Here is a 21,119-nt window from a genome sequence, read left to right as displayed (position 1 = left end):
CGAAGGATCCGCCCCTCCAAAGCTCCGCACCCGACACGGCGCTCATCGTCGACGGCGCCCTGGTCCCGACCGGGGACCCGATGGTCGCTCGGGCGGTTCGCCGAGAGCGGTAGTGTCGAGCCGGTAGTCCTGGTGCGCAACGCATCAGCATGTCGATGGGGGCGCGGTCCAGGTGGCGGGAATCGAGTTCGGGCTGCTCGGACCGGTCGAGATCCTTCAGGACGGACAGCGCAAGGGCCCCACCACTGCACAGCAGCGGTGCGTGCTCGCGATGCTGCTGCTCGACCTCGGCCGCGTCGTCTCCACCGGGCGCCTGGTCTCGGCCCTGTGGGACGCGAGTCCGCCCGCGTCCGCCCGCAACTCCGTCCGGGTCCACGTGACGAGGCTGCGCAAACTCCTGGCCGCGGATCCGACGATCGAGATCGTCACCGTCGGGGAGGGGTGGCGGCTGGCATGCGACCGCGAACGCGTGGACCTGTACCGGTTCCGGGACCTGGTCCGCGCCGGCGGAGAAGGCGCCGAGGAGACCGGGCGGCTGCTGCGCGAGGCGCTGTCGCTGTGGCGTGGTCCGGCCCTCGCGGACGCGGCCGGAGACCGGCTGGTCCGGGCCGTTGCCGAAGGCCTGGAGGACGAACGGCTCGCGGCGGTGGAGGACCGAATCGCCTGGGACCTCCGTTCCGGCACCGACCGGGGCGCGGTTTCCGAGCTGTCGGTGCTCGTGGCGGAGCACCCCCTGCGCGAGCGGCCGGCCGGGCTGCTGATGTCGGCGCTGCGCCGCGGCGGGCGTGTCGCCGAAGGCCTCGCGGTGTTCCACCGGATGCGGAAACGGCTGGTCGAAGAGCTCGGCATCGAGCCGAGCGCCGCCCTCCGGAACGAGTACCAGCGGCTCCTCCGCACCGCTGACGAGGGCGAGGACCCGCCGGGCGAGGCGCCGCTGCCGCGGCAGCTTCCCGGGGATGTGGCGGTCTTCGCGGGACGCGCGGCGCATCTGTCGCATCTGGACGGTCTGCTGGACCGGGCGACGAGATCGGGCACGATGCTCGTCGCCACCATCGCGGGCATCCCCGGGTCGGGGAAGACGACGCTGGCGGTGCACTGGGCCCATCGCGTCCGGGACCGCTTCCCGGACGGCCAGCTGTACCTGAACCTGCGCGGCTTCGACGCCTCGGGGGACGCGGTCGATCCGGCCGAGGCGGTGCTGCAGTTCCTTGGCGCGCTGGGGGTTCCGGCGGTCGCGATCCCTGCTGACGCCGACGCCCGCTCGGCGCTGTACCGCAGCCTGCTGGCAGACCGGCGGATGCTGGTGGTACTCGACAACGCCCGGGACGAGGCACAGGTCCGGGAGCTCATTCCCGGGTCGGCGGGGTGCTGCGTGCTCGTGACCGGCCGCACCGAACTGGCCGGGCTGGTCGCGCGCGGCGCCCACCCGCTCGCGCTCGACGTCTTCGACCCCGCGGAGTCCCGCGATCTCCTGATCGGGAGGCTCGGCCCCGCACGCGTCCGCCGCGAGCCGGAAGCCGCCGCGCAGATCATCGAGCGCTGCGCCGGGCTGCCGCTGTCATTGACGATGGTCGCCGCCCGCGCCGCCGTCCAGCCCGATTTCGCCCTCGCCTCGCTGGCGGCCGAACTCGAGAGCAGCGAGGTCGTGCTCGACGCCTTCGAGAGCCCGGACGCGACGATCGACCTGCGGACCGTGTTCTCCTGGTCGTATCTGCGGCTCAGTACGGAAGCGGCCCAGTTGTTCCGGCTCCTGGGACTCCATTGGGGACCCGACTTCGGGGCCGGCGCCGCCGCCAGCCTCGCCGGGGTCCCGGTCCCCGCCGTCATGCGGCGGCTCCGGGAGCTGTGCCGTATGCAGCTGGTCGCCGAGCACGCCCCCGGACGGTTCGACCTCCACGACCTGCTCGCCGCCTACGCCGCCGAACTGGCCGAAGCGATCGACGATCCGCAGACGCAGTGGGCGGCGACGCGACGCATGCTCGACCACTACCTGCACACCGCCGACACGGCCGCGCGCCTCCTGGCGCCGCATCGGCGCCCGATCCGCATCGACGAACCCGTCGCGGCGACTGTCGTCGACGCTCCGGAGGGCAAGGACGGGGCCATGGCCTGGTTCGACGCCGAGCGCCCGGTACTCGTCCGATCGCTCCACAGGGCCCCCGACGGCGCGCACGGTCCGACGGCCGACCGGTACAGGTGGCAGCTGGCGTGGTTCCTGTCGACCCATCAGCGGCGCATGGGACTCGGCGCGGAATGGATCGCGACCCAGCGTCTCGCCGTGGCGGCCGCGCACCGCACCGCGGACACGCGGGCGAAGGCGGTCGCCCACCACGGGCTCGCCGCGGCCCACGTCAGGTTCGGCGACCACGAGGAGGCCGAGCCGCACCTCCGTGCGGCCCTGCGGCACTTCGAGGAGCTGGGCGACCGCGGCGGGCAGGCGAACGTCCACGCGGAGCTGTGCCTGATCGCCGAGGCCGCGCAGGACTACGCCGCGGCGTTCACGTCCGCGCAGCGGAGTCTCGACATGTACCGCGAAGACGGCAACGAGCACGGGCAGGTGCGCGCGCTGAACAACATCGGGTACATCCACGCCGCGAGCGGCGAGCACGCCCGCGCCCTCGACGCCATCCGGCACGCGCTGCGCATCTCGCGCGAGATCGGCGACGCGGACGGAGAGGCCACCATTCTGGACAGTCTCGGCTTCACCTACACCGGACTCGGCGAGTACGACCGGGCGATCGACTGCTACCGCAAAGCCGCCGCCCTGCTGCACCAGTGCGGCGAGCGGGTCCGCGCCGCCGCGGCACTCGACCGGCTCGGCGACGCCCACCTCGCCGCCGGAGACCGCGCAGCCGCGTCCGGGGTCTGGCGGCGCGCATTCCGGGTCTTCGACGACCTCGGCCACCCGAAGGCAGAGGCGTTGCGCGCCAAGCTCATCGCGATGACGACGCCTCGGTGACGCGCCGGCGGAGGCGGTGGCCGTGGCGGGCCCACCAGGCCCGCGACCAGATCGTGAGGAGCGCGCCCTGGACCGCGAGGACCACGAGTCCGTCCAGCACCGCCTCCGGCCGGGCGGACGCGACCGCGACGACGGCGCCGTGGAGGAGCCCGATGCCGAACGGCACCAGCACGATCGCCGCATAGCCGAGGCAGACGCCGGTGCCCGTCACGAGTAGCGCGGTGTAGCCCTTGACGACGCGTCGCTCCCGCGCTTCCAGGCCGTCGAGCGGACTCGTCTCCAGGGCGGCCCGCCCGCGCGGCACGAGCCGCCGGCCGAGGTACCGGGTGTAGGCGGCGCTGTCACCGTAGAGGTTGCGGCTGCGGGAGAGGTCCTGGACGATGAAGTAGACGTCGGTCCGCATGAAGATCAGCAGCTGCACGGCCAGACCGGTGGCCGCGAGGACGGCGACGACCAGGGCGATGCGGTGCGGAACGCCGCCGGGCGCCAGCCGCGTCGAGCCCAGGAGCGCGAGCGCCCCAACGGCCAGGTCCGAGCGCATCCCGGCGGTGTAGACCGCGATGCGGTGCCGCCGCGGTGCCGCCCAGATGCCCGTCACGTTCGTCTGCGCCACCAGGAACTGCAGGCGCGTCCCGAACCCGACGTGCCCGGGGACTCCGGCCGCGCGCGCCGTGATGAGATGCGCCGCTTCATGAACGAGGATCAGGGTCCAGCCGATGACGACCTGCGTCGCGAGCACCAGGCTCCCGTTGTCGCTCCAGAGCAGGCTCGCCGCGCTCGGGAACGGCGCGTCCGCGCGGACGGCGAGCGCGAGCGCGGCGAGCACCAGCGCCGCGAGTCCCGCGTCGAGAAGGGCCTGGACGGGGGCGTGCAGCATCCACCGCACATGGCTCGGCCGCAGCCACGGCAGCGTGACCCGCGCCGGAGGTCCACTGGGGAGGGAACGGCCGTCGACCTCGGCGACCATCCCGAGCGCCATGAGGGTCGCGACGAGGTCGCCGACGTCGATGCGGTCTCCTGTGTCCGCGGCGATCCGGTCCTCGACCTCGCCGACGCTCGCGCCGGCGCCGAGCATGTCGATCGCCTCGGCGCCGATGAGCGGCAGGGCGACGAACACGTCAGAGCCGCTGCGGCCGATGACGACCTCGAGGCCGTCCACGCGCCGCGCGAGCGGAGGGAACGCTACGACCGAGTCGGCGCGGATCGTCCCGGCGGCGTTCACGGCCGGTCGCCGCAGGCGGGGCAGTCGGGCTGCCGCGGATACGACACCACGGGCGGTTCGTCCGGGGCCATCAGGTTGAGCCCCCAAGCGGTTCCGGGCCGCACACGGGCCGCTCCGGTCAGCAGCGCGATGGCCCAGTGCGCCTTCAGCTGGCCCGAGATGACGGCCGTGACCGCGGTGACGGGATGGCCGGGAGCCCTGGGCTGGCCCTTCGCGCGGGCGTCGTCCGAGACGAGCCCGAGGTCGAGCCGGCGCTGCTCCCCCAGCCGCAGGCACTCCCAGCACGCGCCCTCACCGGGGACATATCCGCCGGTCACCATGTGGGGTCCGTGGTAGCCGCCTTCGACCCAAGGGGTGCCGGTCTTCAGGCAGGCCCGGTTCGCCCAGTGGCGGATGCCGTCGGGACCGTCCGCGGCGAGCACCATGAGGTCACGGCCTTCCAGCAGCGGGAGGAAGTCCTCCAGCCGCTCGATCCGGGCGTGCTCGCCCGTGACGGTGATGTCGGAGTTCAGCTGCCGCAGCCGTTCCACCGCCACGTCCACTTTGCTTCTGCCGAGATCCCCTTCCGTGTACAGGATCTGGCGGTTCAGGTTCGACAGCTCGACCCGGTCGAAGTCCACGCAGTGCAGGTCCCCGACCCCGGCGGCCGCCAGCGCCATGGCCGCCGCCCCGCCCGCCCCGCCGAGGCCCACGACGAGGACCCGCGACTCCTTGAGCCGCATCTGGACCTCCCAGATGCTCTCGCGCGGCAGCGGATCGGTCCAGCGGTAGTACTGCGCGCTCCTCCCGTAGCGCTCGCGCTCCCGGGGGCTGAGCCCGGGAGGGGGTGGGGCCGCGGCGTCCTCGACGTGCCCGGCGGCGATGAGATCGTCGATCGCGCCGGTCACGTCCGCTTCGGACAGCGCGGGGTGGGTCCGGCGCACTTCGGCGACGATCGCGTCGCGGCGCCGGGTGCCGTCGCACGCGACAACGAGCGACCACACCCAGCCGTCGGGGTCCTCGATCTCCGCGGCGATGCCGTGCACGCCGCCGCCGATCCGCACATTGCCGCCGCGCGTGCGGAAGGCGTCGTGCTCGGGTTTGATGCGCGGCTGCTCCACGATTCGACTCCAGATGGCGTTGGGGGGAACGGAAAGCGGCCCGGACCGGAGCGAGTCCGGTCCGGGCGCGCGAGAGGCCGGACTAGTCGCCGGTGATCGTGCAGATCTTCGTGGTTTCGATCTTGTCGAGCACGCGGATCGCCAGCTTGCGGGCCGGAGCCTCAACGGGCTTGTCGGCCTTGACGTGTGCCGTGGTGTGCTTCGCCATGGGTACCAGTCCTTCCTAGTCGGATCGATCCCGGCGGGATCGTCGTGAATGCAGTGTTCCCGTGGCGGGTTGGCGGCAGTTTGGCCTGCGTTTAATTCCTGGTAGCGGTCGGAAGGAGCACTCAGCGGGCGCCGGGGCCGGTGCCCGCCCGGCGCGCAGGGGTCTCCCTGAGTCCCGGGCGTCGGCGGCCTCGCCGGCCCAGGCGCCGTAGCCGTCTCAGGTTGCCTGTCACCGAGGCCGGCACCGGAGTCTCTCGAACACGGCCTAGACGAGAGTCTGGACGAACTCGACGGCGAGCCACCCGGCGAACACCAGCAGGATCAGGCCCGAGACGCGGTCGAACCAGACTCGCCGCTCCTTGGTCATGAACCGCCGCAGGGCGTGTGCGGCGGTCGCGAGTACGAGGAACCAGGTCCATGAGGCGACCACCGCGCCGACCGCGAACGGCACCCGCGTGGCCACGGCCTGGGCCGTGATCGCCGCGCCGAGCACGCCCACGGTGTCGAGGATGGCGTGCGGGTTGAGGAGCGAGACGGCCATGGTCCGGCGCAGCACTTGGCCGCGCGACCAGACTCCGGTCTCGTCGTCGAATTCGGTCGGCTTGGTGCGCAAGGACTTCACGCCGAGGTAGGTGAGGAACAGCGCGCCCGCGATGAGCATCGCGGGCCGCAGGCCCGGCACGGAGTTGAGGAGCGCCGAGGTTCCGGCCGCGCCGAGCACGATGAGGATGGTGTCGCACACGCCCGCGCCGACGACCGCCCACAATGCTCTCGGCATCCCGAGCGAGACGCCCTGCCCGAACACGAACACGTTCTGCGCGCCGATCGGCACGATGAGCGCCAGCCCGATCGCGAGCCCCGTGAAGAACGCGGCGGTCACTGCGCCTGCGGCCCTTCGGCTCCGATCCGCACGGAACGGCGGTCGGCGTCGAGCACCTGGTGGTCGGTGACCGAGGCGCCCTCGGAGAGCAGCTCCTTGAGCCGCTCGGCCGCCGCGTCGACGGCCTCGTGGGCCTCCTCGCCGACGCTGTCGAAGATGAATACGGCGCGGGTCGTCTCGGCGGTGACCTTGGTGGCGTCGGCGTCGCGGTGGTTCCAGTGGCGGGTCAGGACCTCGGTGCCCTGGGCGTAGACGACCTCGCCGGGCTTCGGCTCCTCGCGGACCTCGGGTTCGCCGAGGGGTGTGAAGGCGTCGCCTTCGACGGCGTGGCGGATGTCGATCCGGGCCTCCAGCGCGTCGAGGTCGAACGCGCCGGCGGGCACGCCGAAGCGGACCGAGGCCAGGTTGTAGGCGTCGACGGCCGGGGTGATGCGGGGCAGGCGGCCGCTCTTGCCGAGGCGGCGCTGGAGCGCTTCGACGCTGGGGCGCATTCGCTTCGGGTTGGTGCCGAACGATCGGTAGGCGGCGTGCCAGGTCGCGATGCGCGGGTCCGCGGCGTCGAGGGCGGTCCAGTTCCCTTCGGCGGCATCGGCTTCCAGCTCGTCCATCGCGTCGGCGGCCTTCGGCCAGTCCTCGCCGTTGCGCAGCCCTTCGACGGCGATCAGGTGGATCCGCAACTGCGGGAACGCCTCGGCGACACCGTCGGCGACGGTGAACTCGCGGCTCATGTACTGGTCCTCTCGGTCAGGGTCGCGGGCCCCGCCGGCGTCATGCGCGAGCCCCGGACGGGCGTCGCGAGGATCCCCGAGCGGCGGCGCAGGCGTGCGGCGTACTCGGGGTCGGCGGCCATGAGCCGCCGGTGGAGCCGCGCGAGTCGATGATGCGGCACACCGGGCCACATGTGATGCACCGTATGGTAACCGTCGCCGTGCGGGTGGATCAGCGCGCGTTGCGTCGTGCCGAGGTTGCTGACGGTGGCGTCGAAGACGGTGTCCGCGTCGCTGTAGACGTGCTCGCTCGCCTCGCCGATGAACCGGAGGATCGGGAGGGCCACGGCGAATCCGGCGAGCCAGACGGCTCCGGCGGCGAGGCCCGCGGAGGCTCCGGCGACGGCCCATGCCGGGGCGGCCGTGAACGCGGCGCCCCAGGCGAGCGGCAGGAGCGCGACGGCCGGGGAGGCCTGGAGGCTGTCGCGCCACCAGGTGCGCTGGTAGGCGGGGAGGCGCACGAGCAGGCCGCGGGCGAACGCGCCGGGGCGGGAGCGGTCGAGCGATTCGAGGTCGAGTTCGCGGTACCGCTGCCGGTCGGGGTCGTCGTCGGTGCCGAAGGCGCCGTGGTGGCGCAGGTGGCTCTCGCGGTAGCCGGAGAGCTGCGCGCCGGTCGGGAACGCGGCCAGCGCGATCGCCAGGAAGTCGTTGAGCGCGCGGCGCTTGCGGCTCCAGTTGAAATGGGAGCCTTCGTGGACGAGGCATTCGAGGGCGCGGAGCTGGCGTCCGACGAGGACGGCCGCGAGGAGCGCGAGCGGGACTCCGGCGAGGGGCTGGGCGATGAGGAGCGCGCCGGCGGCGATGCAGGCCGCGACGATCACGAGCTGGTCGGCGAGCGCGGTGAGGGCGGTGCGCCAGGGGTCGGTCTGGTGGGCGGCCTTGATGTCCTCGCGGAGGCGGGCGGGGGTGGAATAGCCGCGTCGGTATCGGATTGCTTCTACTGTGGGGACAGAGGAATTGGGGTTTGGCATTTCCTGCTCCGAAGAATGGGGTCGGTCCGGAGCAAGGGAAGCAGAGTTGCAAGATCAACTCCACTCGTTGTGACGCACTTAACCGAATGGTGGATCTACCGGCAAGATCGTTTACCGATAGCGGTGATCGATAACGCGGAAGTTGATCTTGATAGGAGTTTCAAATGAGGCGATTGCGTCGCATGATTCTTGTGACTCAGAACACTTTTCAAGATTCATTACGCCGCTGAACTGCAAATATTCCCTCGTTCACTGTTTTGCCAGAGAACTGTGATCGGACATGATCGGTGCGTCATGCTAGATTCTCGGAGGATTTCTACCGGCGCCGAAACTGCCATTGCGAACCTTTCCCCTGGCGTCGAACCTCATTCTCGAGTTGTTCACTGTATTGCGGAAGGCGATCACGAAGGCGTGTGCGCTTCCGCCTCGGCCTGCGCCTTTCGCGCGCAAGTCTGACTTCCCGGCGAGGTGACCAGTTTGATCAGTTCCACCCTGCATTCCTGTACTGAGGAGGATGCGGCCCCGCCGCCCGGCGGCGCGTTCCGCATGGCCGCGGTCGAGTTCCGCAGCGCTCCCGCCTCGCTCGAGCTCGGCGAAGGGCACGTCGCGATGACGGTGCCGATGGCGCGGCCCGGCGAGCCCGGCCACCGGGAGACCTGGTGGTGCGAGGAGCCGCCCGAGATCGGCGCCGCGGGCGGGATCCGGTTCGCGCTCGGCGACGAGGTGGCGTTCTGCGCGGCCACGATCGAGCACCGGTCGGTGTACGCGCCGGTCGTGGAGCGGCGCTACCGCGAGGTCTTCGACTTCCTCGAGGGCCACGGCTACCGGCGGCTGCTGCGCGTCTGGAACTTCATCGAGACGATCAACGCCGCGAACGCGGACGGCCTGGAGGTCTACCGCGACTTCTGCAAGGGCCGTTCGGACGCGTTCGCCGCCCACCCCGAGTTCTACAACTCGATGCCGGCCGCGACGGGCATCGGCACGACCGGCAGCGGGATCTCGTTCTTCCTGCTGGCGGTCAAGGACACCGAGGTGCGGCACATCGAGAACCGCAGGCAGACGCCCGCATACCGGTACCCCGAGCGGTACGGCCCGCGCAGCCCGAGTTTCGCGCGGGCGACGGCGATGACCGCGCGCCGCGGCGAACCGCCGACGCTGTTCGTCTCCGGGACCGCGAGCATCCTCGGCCACGAGACGGTGTTCGAGGGCGACATCGAGAAGCAGTGCGCGACGACCGCGGACAACATCGCCGAGCTCATCGCGAACTGCTACGGGCCGTCGAAGGCGCTCGCCGATGTGGACACGGTGAAGGCGTATGTGCGCCATGCGCATCACGTGCCGTTCGTGCAGGCCTTCTGCGAGGCGACCTTCGGCGGCGCCGCACTGGCGGTGTTCAACGTGGACATCTGCCGCGGAGACCTGCTGGTCGAGATCGAGGCCGTCGTCGGCGGGGCGGCGGTGCGGGTTTGAGCGGCACACTGGTGAACCCGGAGATCGCGCGGCTCGGCGCGCATCCGTTCCCGCGCGTGGCGGCCCTGCTCGAAGGGATCGAGCCGCCGCCCGGGCCCGTCGTCGACCTGACGATCGGAGAGCCGCGGGTCGCCCCCCCGGAGTGGCTCGGCGCCCGACTCGCCGAGCACGGGTCGACGCTCGGGTCCTACCCGCGCAACGAGGGCACGGCCGCGTTCCGGGAGGCGGCGTCGGGCTGGCTCAACCGCCGGTTCGAACTGGACCCGCCGCTCGCGCCCGATGCGGTGATGCCGAGTTCGGGGGCCCGCGAAGTGCTGTTCCAGCTCGGTCTGCTCGCCGCAAGGGACCGAGGCCGCCTGGCGCTCATGCCGACCCCGCATTACGCGCCGTACCGGGCCGCGGCGCGGCTCACCGGGCTGGACGCGGTCTTCCTGCCGTCCGCCGAGGACGGCGGATTCCTGCCGGACCTGGGCGAGGTGGACCGGCTCGGCCCCGAGATCGCGCTGCTCACCGTCTGCTCCCCCACGAATCCCGAAGGCGCGGTGGCCGACCGGGAGTACCTCGGGCGGGCGGTCCGGCTGGCGCGGCGGCACGGGTTCGTGCTCGCCGTGGACGAGTGCTACAGCGAGATCTACCGGACGCAGGCGCCGTACGGCGTGCTGCGCGCCTGCGCCGACCTCGGCGCGGACGGGGACCCGTACGCGCAGGTGCTGGCGGTGAACTCGCTGTCGAAGCGGTCCTCCGCGCCGGGCCTGCGCATCGGCTTCGCGGCCGGCGACCGCGAACTCGTCAAGGGGCTCATCGATCTTCGCGCCTACGCTGCCGGGACCGTGGGCTGCCCGAACATGGCCGCCGCCGCGGACCTGCTCGACGACGAGTCGCATGTGGAGCGGATTCGGGGCTTCTACCGGGAGCTGTTCGACGCGGCAGACGCGATTCTCGGCGGACTGCCCGGGTACCGGTCCCCGGAGGCCGGGATGTTCCTGTGGCTGCGCGTCGACGACGACGAGGCGGCGGCCGTCGAATGCTGGGAGTCCGCCGGGCTCCGCGTCGTCCCGGGTTCCTACCTCGGGCCCGAGGCGCACGACGGAACCTGGCCCGCAGCCGGGTACGTGCGGGTCGCGATGGTCCACGACCTCGCCACGACCCGGCAGGCGCTCGAACGGCTCGCGCCGATCCTGCTCAAACGCGGAGTGGCGGCATGAGCGGCCTCCCCGTGTTGATCGCGGGCGGCGGCATCGGCGGCCTGGCGACGGCGGTCGCGCTGGCCCGCAAGGGGATCGCCTCGATCGCGCTCGAACGGAACCCGGCCTTCGACGAGATCGGCGCCGGGATCCAGCTGGGCCCCAACGCGCTCGCCGTGCTCGACCTGATCGGCGCGGGCGGGCGGGTGCGCGAGCGCTTGATCCCGGTGGGCTACTTGGAGATCCGCGACGCGCTCGAAGGTCGGAGGCTCATCAGGCTCGACCTGCGAGGGGCCTTCCGGGAGCGGTTCGCCGCCGGGTACGGCGTGATCCACCGCGGCGACCTCCTCAAGGCGCTCTACGAGACCTGCCTGGCCTCCGATCGGATCCTGCTCGTGCCGTCCGCCGAGATCGCCGACTGGGAGGAGCACCCCGACGGGGTCGAGGCGCGCGGCGCCGACGGGCGCCGGTGGAACGGCCGGTGCCTCATCGCCGCCGACGGGCTCCATTCGCGGTTCCGGCAGCGCATCGTGGGCGACGGCGACCCGATCCCCTCCGGCCACGCCACGTTCCGCTGCCTGATCCCGCCGGAGCGGATGCCCGAGCACTGCCGCGTCGACGGGGCCGTGCTGTGGGCCGGGCCGGACTGCCACCTCGTGCACTACCCGCTCAAGGACCGCGAGGTCTACAACGCCGTCATCACCGTCAACGACGGGTCGACCGACATCGCCCGCGGCGAACCGGTGCCCGACGCCGACGTGCGGCGACTGTTCGACCGCGTAGGCGACCAGGCCCGGGCGTTCCTCGACGCGGGCACCGGATGGCGGCGCTGGACGCTGCGCGACCGCGAGCCCGCCGACACGTGGGTCAAGGGCCGCGCGGCGCTCCTCGGCGACGCCGCGCACCCGATGCTCCAATATGCGGCCCAGGGAGCGTGCACGGCGATCGAGGACGCCGCCGTGCTCGCCGACCGCCTCGCCGACGACGCCGATCCCGGAGCGGCCCTCGACCGGTACGCCGCCGAGCGCCGCGACCGCACCGCCCGCGTCCAGCGGCTCTCGCGATGGCTCGCCACGGAGGTCTACCACCCCAGCGCGGCCTCGGCGAAGCGCCGCGACGCCATGCTCCTCGGCCTCGACGAAGAGCGCCTGCTCGACCACCTCACCTGGCTGTACACCCCGTTCGGAGGAACCGCATGAGCACACGCCTCGACCAGTACTCGACGTCCATCGCCGGAGACGGCCTCGTCCCCCTCTGGGACCGCTTCAAAGACCTCGTCCGCCCCGAGCCGGCCGGTGCCGCCGCGGCGCACCACTGGCCGTACGCGAAGGCCCGCGAACACCTCATGCGCGCCGGCGAACTCATCAGCGTCGAACAGGCCGAGCGGCGCGTCCTCATCCTCGAGAACCCGGCCCTGCCCGGCACCTCCTCGATCACGCGGAGTCTCTACGCCGGACTGCAGCTCGTGCGACCCGGCGAGATCGCCCCCGCGCACCGGCATACGCAATCGGCGCTGCGGCTCATCCTCGAAGGCGAGAGCGCCTACAGCACCGTCGACGGCGACAAGATCGGCATGGGCTTCGGCGACGTCGTGGTGACCCCGCCGTGGTCCTGGCACGACCACGGCAACGACGGCGCGCCCGCCGAGGACACGATCTGGCTCGACGCGCTCGACATCCCCACCGTCGCGTTCTACGACGCCTCGTTCATGGAGAACTTCCCGGCCAGGACCCAGGAGTCCGAACCGGACGGACGCGCGGGCCTCTGGGCCGCGGGCCTGAAGCCGACCGACCGGGCGCAGCGGACCAACCCCGTCGCCGTCTACCCGTACCGGGACGCGCTGCAGCGGCTCGAGCAGTTCGCCGCCCACCACCTGCCGCACCCGGTGCGCGGCTGGGAGGCCGAGTACATCGACCCGTCGACGGGCGGGCCGATCCTCAAGACCATGAGCGCCTTCCTGAGCCTGCTCCCGGCCGGGCCCGGCAAAGGCGCGTACCGGTCCACCGACGCGACCGTGTTCGTGCCCGTCGAAGGCTCCGGCACCACCACCGTGGGCGGCCAGACCTACGAGTGGGGGCCGAGCGACGTGCTCGTCATCCCCGCCTGGACCCCCTACGCGCACCACGTGGACGACGGCGCGGCCGTCGTCTTCTCCTACAGCGACCGCGCCGCCCAGACCGCGCTCGGCCTCTGGCGCGAGCAGACCTCCGCCGACACCCTTGGAGCCTGACATGAACATCCTGCTCATCCACGTCAAGAAGAACCGACTCCCCGACCACGTGCTCAAGGCCCTGTTCCCCCAGTTCCTCACCGTCATCACCGAACCGGGGCACCTCCAGGCCTACGGACCGGGCGTCGACGTGCGGCTCGTCGACAACGTGCAGGACCTCGAAAGCCTCCGCGCCGAAGTCCTCACGGTGCTGCGCAACCGCCGCATCGACCGCGTGTTCATGCCCTTCGAGCTCGGACAGGCCCAGGCCGCGTTCGTGCGCGAGTACTTCGGCATCCCCGGGATCGGCTTCACGGCCGCCAACGCGCTCACCAACAAGTACGTGATGAAACTGCGGCTCCAGGAGGCCGGGCTCCCGCAGGCCGCGTTCGCGATGGCCGCCGGCGTCGACCGGATCGAGCACGCCGGGAACGAGGTCGGCTGGCCCGCCGTCGTCAAACCCGCCGTCGGCGGCGGCTCGCTCGACATCTACAAGTTCGACTCCGCCGCCGACGCCCGGGCGTTCGCGGCGAGCCACGACGCCGACGCGATCCGCAAGCTCACCTGCCCGCTCGTCGTCGAAGCCCTCGTCGACATCAAGACCGAATACCACTGCGACGGGATCGTCGACGGCGGCGAGGTCCGGTTCGCGAAGGCCAGCGAGTACCTCGTGCCCGTGCTCGGCCACGGCGAGCAGTTCGGATCCCGGATCCTCCCGGACGACGACGAGGCCACCGCGCAGATCCTCGAACTGCACCGCCGCGCCGTCGCCGCCACCGGCCTCCAGGACGGGGTGACGCACATGGAGTTCTTCAAGACCGCCGACGGCCTGCTCGCGAGCGAGATCGCCTGCCGCCCTGCGGGAGGCGGCATCCCGCACGCCATCGCGCTCCAGACCGGCGTCGACATCTGGACCGCCTGCCTCGACATGGCCCTCGGCCGCGCCCCGAAGACCGCCGAGACGCCCGGGGACGGGCCGATCGCCCACTGGTACCTGACCGTGCCGCCCGGCCGGATCGTGAAACTCACCGATGAGGACCAGCTGCGGCAGATCGACGGCGTCGTCGACGTCGTCACCAACTTCAAGGTCGGCGACACCGTGCCGACCCGCCAGAACTCCGCGACCGCCGCGATGCTCGTCTTCGCGAAAGCCGACGGCCGAGCCGAGGTCGACCGGCTCACCAAGGAGATCTACGGCGCCTACCGGGTCGAAGTGAGCAGCGAATGAGCGACCGGAAGGACCTCGTCCTCGTCTGCAACCCCAAACCCAACCTCCTCGACAGGGTGCGCGCCAAAGGCTTCGAAGCCGTCTCGGTCTTCACCGCCGCGGCGCCCGCGTATGCGGAACCGTTGAGCGCGCTGGTGATCGAGCACGCCGGGGACGCCGGCGTCGTCATCGGGGAACTGAACGCGGCCGGCCTGCGCGAGCGGATCGCCGGAGTGATCACCCACAGCGAGGCCGCGCTCGTCCTCGCCGACGAACTCGCCCGGCGGCTCGGACTCCCGTCCAACCCGGCCCGGGCCTCGGCCGCCGCCGTCGACAAGAGCGCCATGCGGGCGGTGCTGCAAGGCGACGAGCGCTTCGCCGTCGCCAACCGCATGGCCAACGACCCCGGCGACGTGGCGGACATGATCGCCTTGCACGGCACCGTGGTCGTGAAACCGCGCGACGGCGCGGGCTCGATCGGCGTCCGGGTCCTCGTCGACGCCCGCAAGGCCGCCGACCTCGACTACCCGGTGCTCGTCGAGGAATACCTCGAAGGACCCGAGTACTCCGTGGAGGCCCTGAGCGTCCACGGCGTGCACCGGATCCTCGGGGTCACCGAGAAGTTCCTGTTCCCCGGCACCGTGGTCGAGTCCGGGCACCTGTTCCCCGCCAGGCTCACCGCGGCCGAGACCGCGGAGCTGACCGCGTTCACCGTGGACTTCCTCGACCTCCTCGGCGTCCGGCTCGGCGTCACCCACACCGAGCTGAAGCTGACGCCCAAGGGCCCCAGAGTCATCGAGACCCACACTCGCTCGGGCGGCGACCACATCGCCAAACTCGTCACCCTCGCGACCGGCATCGACCCGATCGCGGAGAGCGTCACCGCCGCGACCGGCGGCCACCCCGAGTTCGCAGCGCGCCAGACCTATTGGGCGACGACCCAGTACCGGGCCTTCGAGGCCGGCACGGTCGCGAGGGTCGCGGGCATCGACATCGCCCGGCACATGCCCGGCGTCAACCTCGTCGAGTCCGCATTGGAACCGGGACTGGAGCTCCACGAGGCCGAAAGCTCACTCGACCGGCCCCTCGGCGTCGTCGCGATCGGCCGCGATCCGCAAGAGGCCCTTGACAACGCGAACCACGCGCTCGACCAGGTGCTGGTGGACCGCACGTGAGCGAAGGGAACTGAGTGTCGACCAAACGCGCCGAGCTGGCGTTCCTCGCCGTACGCGGGTGCAGCGCGGCGGCCTACTTCCTGCTGGTGCCCTTCCTGGCGCTGTGGCTCATCGACGCACGCGGCCTCGCCGGCGCGGAGGCCGCCACCGTCGTCGCGCTCTGCCTGTTCTTCGGACGCGCGGGCGGCATGATGGCCGCGCGGGTCCTCGACCGCATCGGCCTCAAACGGTCGGTCGTGATCGCGTACCTCACGGCCGTGACGGCCGCGGGCGCGATGGCGATCTACGCGGGCGACGACCTCGCCGCGTGGATCGCACTCGCGTCGGTGCTCGGGCTCGCGTTCTCCTCAGCGACCGCCGCGTTGAAGGCCCTCGTCGTCGTCGCGTACTCCCCCGAACAGCGGCTGTGGGCCTTCTCCAAGCTCAACCTGGCGGTGAACGCGGGCTCAGCGGCGGGCATCGCCGCCGGCGGCTACGTCATCGCCGAAGCCCCCGGGCTGCTGATCTGGTGCGCGGTGGCCCTGTATGCGGGTGCCTTGGCCGCGTTGCGGCTGGTGCCGAGCGTCGACGAGCGGCCGGCGGCCGGCGCGGGAGAGGAACCGGCGACCGGCGGACGCGGGGCCTTCTGGCTCTTCCTGGGGTTCACCGCGATCACCTGGATCGCGTACGCGCAGGTCTTCAACGTGCTGCCGACCTTCACCGCGGACACCGTCGGCTCGAAGTCGATCTCGTACCTCTTCGTCCTCAACTCCGTCATGGTGATCGTGCTCCAGACCCCCCTCACCGCCTGGCTGGAGCGCCGCCGCCGCGCCCGGCCGCGCGCCGCCGCACTCGCGATCCTCCCGGGAGCCCATGCGGCGCTGGCGATCGCGGTGCTCCTCTTCGGGTTCACCGGCCACGCGTCCCTGGCGGTCGCCTACGCCGCGATGGTGGTGTTCACGCTCGCCGAGCTGGTCTTCGGCCCCGCCTACGACGCCCAGGTCGCCGAGGTGAGGGGCCGCATGTCCAACGTGGCCGCCTACGGCGTCGCCGGAGCGGTCAGAGGCGGCGCCGAATCCGCCGGAACCTGGCTGGGCATCACCACGGTCACCGGCATCGTCTGGCCCGCAGCAGGAACCGTCTTCTGGGCCCCGGCCGCGGGCCTCGTCCTGGTGGCCGGCTACTTCCTCCTCCAAGCCTCCCGGATCCGCGATCCGCACGCCGCCGCAGCCGGTCGAAGCGCGCTCAGAGGCGCCAGTTCGCGCGGTGGGTCACCGCCCCGGCGTCGGTGACTTCGTAGAGGTCGATGCCGAGACGGCGGCGCACGTGATCGGGAACGCGCTCGGCATGCGGGAGCACGGAAGTGGGCACGATCAAGGCGTAGCGGATGCCCGGGGCGTCGGCCATCCGGCGCAGGAGCTGCCCGTACCCGGTGTCGACGTCCGTGCCGACAGACGCCGTGTGGCCCTTCACCTGTCCGATCAGACGCTCCTCGCCCCGGACGGCTTCGATGAGGTGCCGCCCCGACTCGGGGACGGTCGGCTCCCAGCCCTCGGCGATCAGCCAGCGCTGGAAGGCTTCCAGCACGCGATCGGCCGCACCGGCCACTTCGGAGGCCACCGGTTCGGGTAGGAGCAGGGAGCCGACGACCTTCAGGTCGGCTACGCGCTCGCGGTGCAGGCCACGGGGTCCGGCGGCCAGGTCGGTGTGGCGGATCTCGACCAGGCGCAGGCCGTGGGCGGGGATCTCAGTCCGGCGGCGGGCGTCGTAGCGGGCGCGCTGCACGCCGCGGTGCACGCCGCTCACCGTGGGGCGGTCGGGCTTGTCGAAGTGCGCGACCGGTTCCTCGTGCCGGCGTTCCTGGTATTCGATGACGAGTCGGTGCTCGGGCCAGTACCCGTCCACCGGGAGTTGGACTCGGCGGCCCTGTCCGTCGGGATCGCCCACCAGCCAGTCGAACCGGTGCTGGCGCAGACCTGCGCTGCCGAGGACTTCGTCGCAGAGGTCCAGTACGTACGCTTCGTCGCTGTCCACTCGGCTCATCGCCCGAGCATGGCACTGCTGAGGCGAAATGGGCTCAGGCGGACCGCTGGAACTCGGGGGCCGAACGGCCCATTCGCAACAGGAATGCTCCGGTTTCGGCGCAGATCCGCAGCGGACCTATCGGCCACGGGCGATCGCACAGCGCGGACGCGGGCATCGTCGACCCCGAGCCGGGCGGGTGCAGACACCATGCAGGCACACCGTTCAGTCCCCTGTGGAGCTTCAGCTTTCGGCGTGCATGAGATCGAGGGCGTTGCGGGCGCCCCGTTCGAGGATCTGGGCGGAGAGGGCTTGATCGGTGGTGGCCCGGGAGAGTTGGAGCGTGCCGATCATCAGCGCGAAGGCGCTGGCGACCTGCTCGAGTTTCGACTGCGGGTCCTCAGGGGCCAGGCGCGCGGCGATCTCGCCGACGAATGCCTGTGTCCCGTCCGAGTAGACGGCCTTCGCCTGGTCGCCGCAGCGTCCGATCTCGTCGAGCAGGGCGGCCGAGGGGCAGCCGTCCTGAGGGTGGTCGCGGTGCTTGGGAGACAGGTACGAGCGCACGTAGGCCTCGATCCCGGCGCGGCCGGGCGGTAGAGCGTCGAGGTCCGCGATCTGGGTCCGCAGCTGGTCGGCGATCACGTTGGCGACGAGGTCGTCCTTCGATGCGAAGTGCGCATAGAAGGCGCCGTTGGTCAGCCCGGCGTCCTTCATGACGGCGGCGATGCCGGAGCCGTCGATGCCGTTCTGTTTGAAACGGCGGCCCGCGGCCGCGATGATCCGCTGCCTCGTCGTCTGCTTGTGGTCGTCCGTGTACCGCATCCCGCCATCCTCTCCCGCCGCGGATTCCGTTCGATCCGGCGCCCCTGGCGATCATGGTATTATGATCATAATACCATCCTTGAGGAGTTCGGCATGGCAGTGAAGAAGCAGGTAGCGCTCGTGACGGGAGCATCCTCGGGCATCGGCGAGGCGGCGGCCCTAGCCCTCGCCGACGAGGGCTTCGAGGTCGTCGGCACCAGCCGCAGCGGCACCGGGAGCGCCGTCGGCGTGTCCTTCGTCCCGCTCGACGTGGGCGACGCGTCCTCGGTCCAGGCCGCCGTCCAGCAGGTCATCGAGCGGCACGGGCGTATTGACGTCCTGGTCAACAACGCCGGGATCGGCTCGGTCGGCGCCGTCGAGGAACGCTCCGTCGCCGAGGAGGAGCGCGTCTTCGACATCAACGTCTTCGGTCTCATCCGCATGACCAAGGCCGTGCTGCCGCACATGCGGGCCCAGGGCGGTGGCCGCATCATCAACCTCTCGTCCGTGCTCGGTCTCATCCCGAACCCGTACATGGCCTCCTATGTCGCGTCCAAACACGCGGTCGAGGGCTACACCGAATCGCTCGACCACGAGGTCCGCGAGTTCGGCGTCCGCGCGCTTATCGTCGAGCCCGCGTACACCAAGACCTCGTTCGACGCCAATGCCGTCCCGCCCGAGGTGTCGCTGCCGCTCTATGCGAAGCGCCGCACGACCTTCGACGAGGTGATGGCGGTCGCGATGCAGGGCGGCGACGCCCCTGAGGTCGTCGCGGACGTCATCGTCGCCGCTGCCACCGACCGGAAACCGCGCCTGCGGTACACCGCGGGCGCGACCGCGCGGCGTATCAGCGGCCAGCGCCGCTTCGTCCCGGCGGGGGTCTTCGACAAGGCGATCCGCAAGCTCAACAAGCTCCCCGCCTGACCACCGACCGACAGGCACGCCGCCGGGCCGCGCGAATCCACTCCGGATTCCCGCGGCCCGGCGGCGTTGCACGGCAGAAATCGAAACTCCAAAGAACTCCTCGACAAGGCGACCCGGCGACCCGCAACAGACCACAAAGGAGAAAGCAGGAGCCAACTTGGCTCCGAAATTGGCTCTTCGGACCGATGTTCCCAGGGCGACGCCCTCGCACGAGCGATCATTTCAACTGCGCTCGATGCCGTTGAGGAGCAAGTCGGCGAGTGCGTCGGCGTACGCGCGCGGTTCGGTTTCGGGGTGTTCGTTGAGGTACCCGAGCATCATGTCAACGGCGCCTTGGTAGGTGACGGCCATGACGCGGGTGTCGAAGTCCCTGAGCGAACCTTCCACCTGGCCGCGCCTGAACAGGTTTTCCTGCGCCTGGTACGTCGTCTCGTAGAAGGCGAGCGTCATCTTCGGTGTGCCGTCGGGGCCGTGCAGATTGTGCACGATGCGGTAAAGCGCGTTCAACTCCTTGCGGTGCGTCCGGCTCAGGTCGGCGGCACCGCGCAAAGCTGAGCGCAAGACGTCGGGAACCGGCGCGGTGCGGTCCAGACCGTCGGCGATGCCGTCGGTGAGCGTCGTGAGTGTGGACTCGGCGACGGCGGTCATCAGATCATCCTTGCCGGTGAAGTAGTGCCAGATCAGGCCCTTTGAGACAGCGGCGCAGTCGGCTATCCGCGTGAGCGTCGCCGCCCCGTAGCCGACCTCATCGAGCACCTCGACGGCTGCGGTGATGATCTGGGCTCGGCGGCGGTCCTCATCGAGCCGCCGGCGCGGGCCTCCGGGCGGCGCGCTCATGCGGCCCTTCGGGCCTTGACTGCGAGGACCATGACCAGCAGAGTCAGCGCGGCCACGGCGAGCATCTCCACCCGCATCCAGGATGGGAAGAGTCCAGGGATCGCGGCTTCGACGAGGTTCGCGGCGGTGAGAATCCCGGCGATGACAACGACCGCTCGCAGCCCGGCAGCACTGCCGCCGCGGGCGGCACGCGACCGCATGACCAGCAGGAGCGCGAAGACGCCGACGATGACGGCATGCCCCCAGGCTTCGGAGGTCGCGAGTCGTGGCGCGACGACTGACATGACCGCTAGCGCGGCGAGCGTGCCGAGCGCAACCGTTGCGTAAGCACCGACGGCCCGGTGCATCGCCCCGACGCGGACGGCGGAAATACTATTGACCATGCGGTCAATAGTATCCCTCTATTGACCATACGGTCAATAAATCTGGATCCCAGACCTGCGACCCCACGGCAAGCGGGCGCGCGGGCGAGTCCGCGTCGTAGAAGATCGCGTTACCGCTGGTGCTCGCAACCACCGACAGCTGGAGCGCGACCCGGTCCCATGGGGCCAGGGACATTGACCGGCCCGTTCGGTCTCGCCGGCCCCGGCCTCTCCGAGGCGCTTGCGGCCCTGCCGGTGAAGGGCCCAACCTGGACCGCATCACGCGCTAGCGAGACCCGAAAGGCCCCGGGCGCCTGGTCAAGACGTGTGCGGCGCCCGGGGCCTTTCGCATGCTCACTTCACCCAGAGGCCCTCGGGACCGAGCGGGGCGGTCGAGAGGCCGATCGTGAACCAGTTCGGGTTCCCCTGAGAGAGCCGCCCGGGGTAGCCGAGGTTCTCGTAGGCCACGGCCCCGCCGTCCCCCGGGACGGGCTTCCACTGCTGCGAAGGGTTGGACGAGCCGTAACAGGGAAGCTGGAGGACGGTCGGCAGGTATCCCTCAAGGCAGTAGCCGGTGGCCTTGTTGATGATCTGCATGGGACCGCCCTGCTCGCTCTGGATCGCGTACCAGATCTGGTAGTCACCGGCTTCGGCTGAGCACGGCGCGCCCTCGACGGTCTCCTGGAACGAGCTGGCCTCCAGGCAGGTCCCGAAGTGCGCGTTGACGAACCGGCGCTCCTCCACGGACTCCGTCTCGGTTCCGGCCGCCGGAGCGACGATAAGGAGGACTGCGAGCGCGGCGACCGCCGCGACGATTCTTGCCGCCATGAACGCTCCTGTTCG

Annotated in this window: 20 protein-coding genes; 9 read left to right on the top strand and 11 right to left on the bottom strand. The window is 71.1% G+C overall.

Annotated features, from left to right (window positions below; translation table 11 throughout):
* Positions 1–172 precede the first annotated feature (172 nt).
* Complete coding sequence (locus tag O2L01_RS21370) at positions 173–2,959, top strand: AfsR/SARP family transcriptional regulator (RefSeq protein WP_270124066.1); 2,787 nt, start codon at positions 173–175, stop codon at positions 2,957–2,959.
* On the opposite strand, the gene O2L01_RS21365 is transcribed toward O2L01_RS21370, so the two are convergent.
* From O2L01_RS21365 to O2L01_RS21340, 6 genes are all read right to left on the bottom strand, one after another.
* Positions 2,934–4,181 (bottom strand): hypothetical protein, encoded by a 1,248-nt coding sequence (locus O2L01_RS21365; protein WP_270124065.1) that lies wholly within the window; start codon positions 4,179–4,181, stop codon positions 2,934–2,936. The two genes, O2L01_RS21370 and O2L01_RS21365, sit on opposite strands and share 26 nt — an antisense overlap.
* Positions 4,178–5,281, bottom strand: coding sequence for a HesA/MoeB/ThiF family protein (locus tag O2L01_RS21360; RefSeq protein WP_270124064.1), 1,104 nt, complete (start codon positions 5,279–5,281; stop codon positions 4,178–4,180). The genes O2L01_RS21365 and O2L01_RS21360 overlap by 4 nt, the downstream gene beginning before the upstream one ends.
* Positions 5,282–5,363: 82 nt before the next feature.
* Positions 5,364–5,489 carry a hypothetical protein gene (locus O2L01_RS21355; protein WP_270124063.1) on the bottom strand — a complete coding sequence of 42 codons (126 nt, stop codon included), beginning with the start codon at positions 5,487–5,489 and terminating at the stop codon, positions 5,364–5,366.
* A 264-nt stretch (positions 5,490–5,753) separates the two neighbouring features.
* Positions 5,754–6,368 (bottom strand): LysE/ArgO family amino acid transporter, encoded by a 615-nt coding sequence (locus O2L01_RS21350; protein ID WP_270124062.1) that lies wholly within the window; start codon positions 6,366–6,368, stop codon positions 5,754–5,756.
* Positions 6,365–7,096: a B3/B4 domain-containing protein gene (locus tag O2L01_RS21345; RefSeq protein WP_270124061.1), complete on the bottom strand. Its 732-nt coding sequence runs from the start codon at positions 7,094–7,096 to the stop codon at positions 6,365–6,367. Before O2L01_RS21345 ends, O2L01_RS21350 begins: the two co-directional genes overlap by 4 nt.
* A complete protein-coding gene (locus tag O2L01_RS21340) occupies positions 7,093–8,106 on the bottom strand; it encodes a fatty acid desaturase family protein (protein WP_270124060.1) in 1,014 nt (337 codons plus the stop codon). Before O2L01_RS21340 ends, O2L01_RS21345 begins: the two co-directional genes overlap by 4 nt.
* 477 nt (positions 8,107–8,583) lie before the next feature.
* Between O2L01_RS21340 and O2L01_RS21335 the strand changes: the two genes are divergently transcribed.
* Genes O2L01_RS21335 through O2L01_RS21305 form a run of 7 tightly spaced genes read left to right on the top strand, consistent with a single transcriptional unit; the run spans position 8,584 to position 16,622 of the window.
* Positions 8,584–9,576, top strand: coding sequence for an FkbO/Hyg5 family chorismatase (locus tag O2L01_RS21335; RefSeq protein ID WP_270124059.1), 993 nt, complete (start codon positions 8,584–8,586; stop codon positions 9,574–9,576).
* Positions 9,573–10,781, top strand: a complete 1,209-nt coding sequence (locus tag O2L01_RS21330; protein WP_270124058.1) for an aminotransferase class I/II-fold pyridoxal phosphate-dependent enzyme — start codon at positions 9,573–9,575, stop codon at positions 10,779–10,781. The genes O2L01_RS21335 and O2L01_RS21330 overlap by 4 nt, the downstream gene beginning before the upstream one ends.
* Positions 10,778–11,959: an FAD-dependent monooxygenase gene (locus tag O2L01_RS21325; RefSeq protein WP_270124057.1), complete on the top strand. Its 1,182-nt coding sequence runs from the start codon at positions 10,778–10,780 to the stop codon at positions 11,957–11,959. Before O2L01_RS21330 ends, O2L01_RS21325 begins: the two co-directional genes overlap by 4 nt.
* Positions 11,956–12,990, top strand: a complete 1,035-nt coding sequence (locus O2L01_RS21320; RefSeq protein WP_270124056.1) for a cupin domain-containing protein — start codon at positions 11,956–11,958, stop codon at positions 12,988–12,990. The genes O2L01_RS21325 and O2L01_RS21320 overlap by 4 nt, the downstream gene beginning before the upstream one ends.
* Position 12,991: 1 nt before the next feature.
* Entirely contained in the window at positions 12,992–14,197 is a 1,206-nt protein-coding gene (locus O2L01_RS21315) for an ATP-grasp domain-containing protein (protein WP_270124055.1), read from the top strand.
* Positions 14,194–15,351: an ATP-grasp domain-containing protein gene (locus O2L01_RS21310; RefSeq protein WP_270124054.1), complete on the top strand. Its 1,158-nt coding sequence runs from the start codon at positions 14,194–14,196 to the stop codon at positions 15,349–15,351. The genes O2L01_RS21315 and O2L01_RS21310 overlap by 4 nt, the downstream gene beginning before the upstream one ends.
* A 14-nt stretch (positions 15,352–15,365) precedes the next feature.
* Entirely contained in the window at positions 15,366–16,622 is a 1,257-nt protein-coding gene (locus tag O2L01_RS21305; protein ID WP_270124053.1) for an MFS transporter, read from the top strand.
* Here O2L01_RS21305 and O2L01_RS21300 read toward each other — a convergent pair.
* Both O2L01_RS21300 and O2L01_RS21295 read right to left on the bottom strand, forming a co-directional pair.
* Positions 16,576–17,373 carry a hypothetical protein gene (locus tag O2L01_RS21300; protein ID WP_270124052.1) on the bottom strand — a complete coding sequence of 266 codons (798 nt, stop codon included), beginning with the start codon at positions 17,371–17,373 and terminating at the stop codon, positions 16,576–16,578. The two genes, O2L01_RS21305 and O2L01_RS21300, sit on opposite strands and share 47 nt — an antisense overlap.
* Before the next feature lie 222 nt (positions 17,374–17,595).
* Positions 17,596–18,174: a TetR/AcrR family transcriptional regulator gene (locus O2L01_RS21295; RefSeq protein WP_270124051.1), complete on the bottom strand. Its 579-nt coding sequence runs from the start codon at positions 18,172–18,174 to the stop codon at positions 17,596–17,598.
* A 93-nt stretch (positions 18,175–18,267) separates the two neighbouring features.
* Between O2L01_RS21295 and O2L01_RS21290 the strand changes: the two genes are divergently transcribed.
* Positions 18,268–19,077: an oxidoreductase gene (locus O2L01_RS21290; RefSeq protein WP_270124050.1), complete on the top strand. Its 810-nt coding sequence runs from the start codon at positions 18,268–18,270 to the stop codon at positions 19,075–19,077.
* A 222-nt stretch (positions 19,078–19,299) separates the two neighbouring features.
* Here O2L01_RS21290 and O2L01_RS21285 read toward each other — a convergent pair whose 3' ends face one another.
* The 3 genes from O2L01_RS21285 to O2L01_RS21275 form a co-directional block, all read right to left on the bottom strand.
* Positions 19,300–19,914, bottom strand: coding sequence for a TetR/AcrR family transcriptional regulator (locus O2L01_RS21285; protein WP_270124049.1), 615 nt, complete (start codon positions 19,912–19,914; stop codon positions 19,300–19,302).
* Entirely contained in the window at positions 19,911–20,297 is a 387-nt protein-coding gene (locus O2L01_RS21280) for a hypothetical protein (protein WP_270124048.1), read from the bottom strand. Before O2L01_RS21280 ends, O2L01_RS21285 begins: the two co-directional genes overlap by 4 nt.
* A 333-nt stretch (positions 20,298–20,630) precedes the next feature.
* On the bottom strand, positions 20,631–21,104 hold the full coding sequence (locus O2L01_RS21275) for a hypothetical protein (RefSeq protein WP_270124047.1): 474 nt from the start codon (positions 21,102–21,104) through the stop codon (positions 20,631–20,633).
* Positions 21,105–21,119 lie beyond the last annotated feature (15 nt).

This window comes from Glycomyces lechevalierae, from assembly GCF_027622945.1.
GTDB classification, from domain to species: Bacteria; Actinomycetota; Actinomycetes; order Mycobacteriales; family Micromonosporaceae; genus Glycomyces; species Glycomyces rutgersensis.
The sequence above is the reverse complement of the archived record's forward strand: the minus strand, read 5'-3'. Positions and strand labels throughout refer to the sequence as shown.